Here is a 3236-nt window from a genome sequence, read left to right on the forward strand (position 1 = left end):
CCCCTCCCCCGATACCACCCCACCAACCCGACCCCGCACACCGCCACACCGCACCACCCACAGCGGAGCACCGCACCCCACGCACCACCCCCGCACCGAGCCACCCGATGCCCCGCACAACGTCCCCGTTCTACGGAACTCTCAAACTTACAGACTTTCGGACTCCCGGAGTCCGGCGCTACCAGAGTCACAGACAACCAGACTCCCGAACACCCAGACACCCGAACACCCGAGAGCGGCAGGACGGGGCGCGCAGGCATGGGGGCGAGGCGGCGCGACTCAATGTCGGAAGTTATCCGTGCATTCGTACATGTCAGATTGAACCATGAAAGGAACAACACAATGGGCATGGACGTCTACGGTAAGAACCCGGAGAACGAGACGGGGCGCTACTTCCGCGCCAGTGTCTGGGGGTGGCACCCTCTCGCTGAGTACCTGACTGAGGTCGCGCCTGACCTCATCGGGAAGGTGACCCACCTCCACAGCAACGACGGCGACGGGCTGGACCAGGCCGACTCGGTCGCTCTCGCCAGCGCCCTACAGCGGGCACTCACGAGTGGACACGCCGAGGCCTACGTGCAGGCGCGGGAAGCGGCAATCGCCGCCCTGCCCCGCCTCACGTGCCAGTTCTGCGAGGGAACGGGCACACGGACCGATCCGGTCGGCGTCAGCCTCGGCTACGCCGAGCGCGGCTGGTGCAACGGCTGCGACGGCAAGGGCGACCGCGAGGCATGGGAGGCCTCCTACTCACTGAGCACCGCGCTGGTGCGCGAGTTCGCGGCGTTCGTTCGACACTCGGGCGGCTTCGAAATCTGGTGACGATCGCGCGTGACCACCGCGAATGTCTGTGGTAACGCGTACATTCGTACATGTCAGATCGAATCAGAAAGGAACACCGATGACCCTCATCGACAGCAACACCAGCGCCGCTCAGATCGCCTCCCCCGCCGACGCGTGGACCCCGACTCGGGCGGCTGCCCGGTTCGCGGCCGACGCCGCTCGGATCGCGGAGCTCGAATCGGCTCTCTCGGCCGCTCAGCAGCGCGCCGTGATCGCCGAGACCTCGCAGATCACCACCGGATCGGACCCGCGCCTGCACGACTTCTGGGTCCTCGCCGGCAAGACCGCCGACACCGAGGGATTCTGCGACGAGTACGACCGCATCGCCGAGACGATGGACGGTGTGCCGCGTGCCCGCGAGTGGAACGTGGAGATGGAGGTCACGCTGACCTTCTCGTACACGCACACTGCAACCTGCCACGACAGCGACGACGCCTACGCGATCGCCCGCGACTCGCTCGACGAGAGCGACATGCGCGAGGCGATCTCGTGGGCGTCGCTCGACTGGAGCACCGAGCACGTGAGCACCGACCGGGCCTAGCCGACACCGGGAGGGGACGGGTCACCGCCCCCTCCCCCTAGGCCCTGGGAGGCCCACAGATGCGACAGCAGATCGAGACCGTCCGCACGGTCGTCGCCAAGCGTGACGACGCCGCAGAAGCCCGCACAGCGGCGCTGAAGGACCGGGACAACCAGCTCCGGGTCGCGACGGACATGGGGTGGGCGCTCGCGCACACCGCAGTCCTCGACGGCACCGACTACGCGACGTTCGTCGACACCCTCACCCGCGACCCGCTCGCGGAGTGACCGCCGCAGGAGGGGCGGCGCTGTGCCGTCCTTCCCACCCCTCAACATCACCGACACGACTCGGGAGACAGACACCATGACCACCACCACCGACCGGCCCACATGGGCCGTGTTCGACATCACCGAGACCGCCAACTACCAGGGCGTCGTCCAGATCGACCCGGACCGCTGGGAAACCCTCTACGGCGAGCGCCTCGACCCCGGCACGCTGACCGTCGAGCAGGTGCGCCAGTACGTGGACGACGCCGGAGCAGCCGTGCACGAGCGCTACGGGAACATCGCCGGGCAAGCCTGGTCGAATCTGACCACGACGGGGACCGAGCAGTGAGCGCCGCCGCGACCGAGGCGGCCTCGGCAATGGTCCTGGAGTGGGACAGCACGCAAGTGCTCTGCACGCTCAACATGACCGAGGGGTTCACCCTCGCCGCCCTGTTCGACGCGCTCGGGCGAGCGGACATCGCCGCGCACGTCATCCGCGAAGTGCGGGAGGGCGAGACGGACGGGGACCGTGACCCGTTGCCGTGGGCACACCGCACCGACGGGACCCGGCTGCCGTTCCGTGGCCGCCACGCCCCCACCCCGGACTACCTGTTCCGCCCGCGGGCCGAGTGGACCGACGGCACCTGGTACTGCGACCTCTGCGACGCCCCCGCGTGCGCCGAGGACGTGCCCTGCACCCGGTGCGGGATCGGCAACACGACCGCGAGAGGGGCGCGCGCATGAGCGACACCATCGAGCTTGTCCCGACGGCTCTCATCGGCGGGGAGTCGTCCCTACTGGCCCCGGTGCTCCGGCTCATCGACGAGCACCCGGACCTGGCACTCGCCATCCGCGCGGCCGTCGAGCTGCGCCTCCGCGAGGCCGTCCTCCCACCCCTGGTCCCGGTGCAGATCACCGACGACGGCGAGACCTACGCCGGTGTCCGCTGCCCCTGGTGCGGCACCGACGTCGAGAACAGCGAGAGCCTCGCGGTCCTCGACACCAGCGACCGCCTGACCACCCTTGCACCCGACGAGTTCGACCACGACCACCGGACCATCAGCCCCGCCTACGACGAACGGACCGACTACAACGGCCTCTGCTACGTGCACGAGGGATGCGGGCATCCGGTCGCCCTGCCCACCGGATGGACGGAGACCTGATGGCCCGATGACCCACCGAGTTGGGCGGCCCGATCCGCCAAACTCGGATACCCAACCCGGTTGACTATAGCGCGGAAATCGCGTACATTAGTACATGTAAGGAGGTGGCGACCACAGACCACAGGGACCGACAACCACATACCGCTCAGGGGTGACTCAACCACCACCCCCAAGTCGGAATACCCTCCGAGTCCGTCGCTACTAGGGGCGCTCGCCGCATCCTGCCGTAGAATCAGTCCACAGGACGCCCGGCCAAGGTTCGATCTGACAGTTGTTCCTTTCAGGCCGGGCGTTCCGTGCGTCCACGGGCCTGTAGGTTCCGCGGGAACTTTTCACTTTCCGGAACGAGATGTGTGGGCAGCTTCGCTCCGTGTCGTCGGAATCGCTTCCTTCGGTGTCGGGACGTCGCGGGTGCGCGAGACGGCCCGCGTGACTTGGGGTTCGGGT

General features: G+C 68.0%; 6 protein-coding genes. All 6 read left to right on the top strand.

The features are described 5' to 3' along the window. The first annotated feature begins 342 nt into the window (after window positions 1–342). The 6 genes from EDF24_RS00005 (at window position 343) to EDF24_RS00030 (ending at window position 2789) form a co-directional block, all read left to right on the top strand. On the top strand, window positions 343–819 hold the full coding sequence (locus EDF24_RS00005; protein ID WP_123700740.1) for a hypothetical protein: 477 nt from the start codon (window positions 343–345) through the stop codon (window positions 817–819). 79 nt (window positions 820–898) lie between these two features. After that, window positions 899–1381, top strand: coding sequence for a hypothetical protein (locus EDF24_RS00010; protein ID WP_123700741.1), 483 nt, complete (start codon window positions 899–901; stop codon window positions 1379–1381). Between the two features lie 59 nt (window positions 1382–1440). Beyond that, window positions 1441–1647: a hypothetical protein gene (locus EDF24_RS00015; protein ID WP_123700742.1), complete on the top strand. Its 207-nt coding sequence runs from the start codon at window positions 1441–1443 to the stop codon at window positions 1645–1647. Between the two features lie 76 nt (window positions 1648–1723). After that, window positions 1724–1975, top strand: a complete 252-nt coding sequence (locus EDF24_RS00020) for a hypothetical protein (RefSeq protein ID WP_148070763.1) — start codon at window positions 1724–1726, stop codon at window positions 1973–1975. Beyond that, window positions 1972–2370, top strand: a complete 399-nt coding sequence (locus EDF24_RS00025) for a hypothetical protein (RefSeq protein ID WP_123700744.1) — start codon at window positions 1972–1974, stop codon at window positions 2368–2370. The genes EDF24_RS00020 and EDF24_RS00025 overlap by 4 nt, the downstream gene beginning before the upstream one ends. Then, window positions 2367–2789 (top strand): hypothetical protein, encoded by a 423-nt coding sequence (locus EDF24_RS00030; RefSeq protein ID WP_123700745.1) that lies wholly within the window; start codon window positions 2367–2369, stop codon window positions 2787–2789. Before EDF24_RS00025 ends, EDF24_RS00030 begins: the two co-directional genes overlap by 4 nt. Window positions 2790–3236 lie beyond the last annotated feature (447 nt).

The organism is Curtobacterium sp. PhB130, assembly GCF_003755165.1.
GTDB lineage: Bacteria > Actinomycetota > Actinomycetes > Actinomycetales > Microbacteriaceae > Curtobacterium.

Coding starts and splice junctions, on each gene's coding strand:
- EDF24_RS00005 (WP_123700740.1), top strand. CDS start 343: ATGGGCATGGACGTCTACGGTAAGAACCCGGAGAACGAGACGGGGCGC.
- EDF24_RS00010 (WP_123700741.1), top strand. CDS start 899: ATGACCCTCATCGACAGCAACACCAGCGCCGCTCAGATCGCCTCCCCC.
- EDF24_RS00015 (WP_123700742.1), top strand. CDS start 1,441: ATGCGACAGCAGATCGAGACCGTCCGCACGGTCGTCGCCAAGCGTGAC.
- EDF24_RS00020 (WP_148070763.1), top strand. CDS start 1,724: ATGACCACCACCACCGACCGGCCCACATGGGCCGTGTTCGACATCACC.
- EDF24_RS00030 (WP_123700745.1), top strand. CDS start 2,367: ATGAGCGACACCATCGAGCTTGTCCCGACGGCTCTCATCGGCGGGGAG.